1 protein-coding gene and 1 pseudogene are annotated in these 1,588 nt (G+C 32.9%); both read right to left on the reverse strand.

Annotation, left to right across the window (positions count from 1 at the left end; genetic code table 11):
• The coding region (nosZ, locus tag Q0352_RS13695; protein WP_299528413.1) for a Sec-dependent nitrous-oxide reductase at positions 1-1,363 on the reverse strand (1,363 nt) is incomplete at its 3' end.
• Positions 1,364-1,387: 24 nt separating this feature from the next.
• Positions 1,388-1,588 (reverse strand): annotated as a pseudogene (locus Q0352_RS13700) (cytochrome c); the annotation flags it as partial.

A 1,588-nucleotide genomic window follows, 5' to 3' on the forward strand; every position in this document is an offset into this window, starting at 1 on the left:
AAACATATTTACCAAATGGTTTTCTTGAGTTTCCTCCAGGAATCATTAAGTGACCAACTGAGTAATATGTTGGTTTTCTATCAATAACTTCCCAAGTTCCTAATTTCCATTTTACTACTTCAGAAGAAATAAAGAAAGTTGTATAAGCATTTCCTTTTCCATCAAATTCTGTATGTAGTGGTCCTAAACCTGGTTGTTTTACTGCACCAGCTAAAGTTGCTTCATATTGTAAAATTGGAATTCCGTATGCTTCACCATCAAATTTTTTCTCATCAATAGCTTTAATCATTTTACTAAATGAGTGAATTGTTAATTCAGCAGCTAATTTACCACTACCTACGATGTATTCTCCAGAAGGATCAACATCACAACCGTGAGGTGATTTAGGTGTTGGCATAAAATATACAGCACCAGGAACGTCTGCTGGGTTTACAATTAGCACTTCTTTTTTCATTGTTGAAGTAGCTGAATGTGTGTGCTCATCATATACGTTATGCGCATAATTTGTAGGAGCTTTTGTACCACCACCATTGTTTACATATTCTTCAATTTTTTTCCAATTGATAGCTGCAATAAAATCTTTATCGTTTTGTGATGCATTTACTTCTAATAAAGAATTTGCTTCCTCAGTATTATATGTTGTAAAGAAGAACCAACCGTGAGAATCACCTCTACCTGGGTGTGATAAATCATAGTTAAATCCTGGCATCATTAATTGGAATTTAATATCCATTCTACCATCTTCTGGGTTTACTGATATAAAAGTTAAGGCTCCTTTAAAGTTTCCTTTGTACTCAGCAATTGGCATATCCTTTTGAGGATAAGGAATACTAAAACGTGTACCTGCAACAACATATTCAGTGTTTTCAGTTACAAAAGACGAACTGTGATTACCAGCTGAATTAGGTACTTCAATAATTTCAGTTGTTTCAAAAGTTGTTAAATCAATTTTAGCAATACGAGGTGTATTGTTACCATTAATAAATACATATCTACCATCTAATTCACCAGCTGTTTGAGAAATATCAGGGTGGTGAGAATCATCCCAAGGAATAAACCCGTGAGATGTATTTAACATAGGTATAGTTTCTTCATTAAAACCATATGCTTTTTCAGCATCTACTGAAAACACAGGAATTACTTTAAATAATCTTCCTGAAGGAAGACCATAAACTGCTAATTGACCACTAAATCCTCCTGATACAAATGCATAGAATTCATCATGTTCACCTGGAGCAACATATACTTTTTCTGCTGCACTGCTTGATAAGGCGCCTTTTTTACTTGAGCCTTCATTACCACAACTACTAAATACTAATGAAACTATAGTAATTGTTAATAAAGATTTAAAAATTGTTTTCATATGTTTATTGTTTGTTGATTAAATTTATTCAGCTTTTTTAGTTCTTAAATATTCTAAAATTTGTCGAGCTTCAATTTCTGTTAAATTTTGATTAGCCATAGGTGCTAAATATTCAGCTAATAAGTCTTTAGCTATTTGGTTTTCAGCAACCATAAGTTCTGGATTTAAAATCATATTCATAATCCACTCTGGTGTACGTCTTTCAGTAACTCCAGCTAATCCAGG

Source organism: uncultured Lutibacter sp. (genome assembly GCF_937891065.1).
Lineage (GTDB): Bacteria > Bacteroidota > Bacteroidia > Flavobacteriales > Flavobacteriaceae > Lutibacter.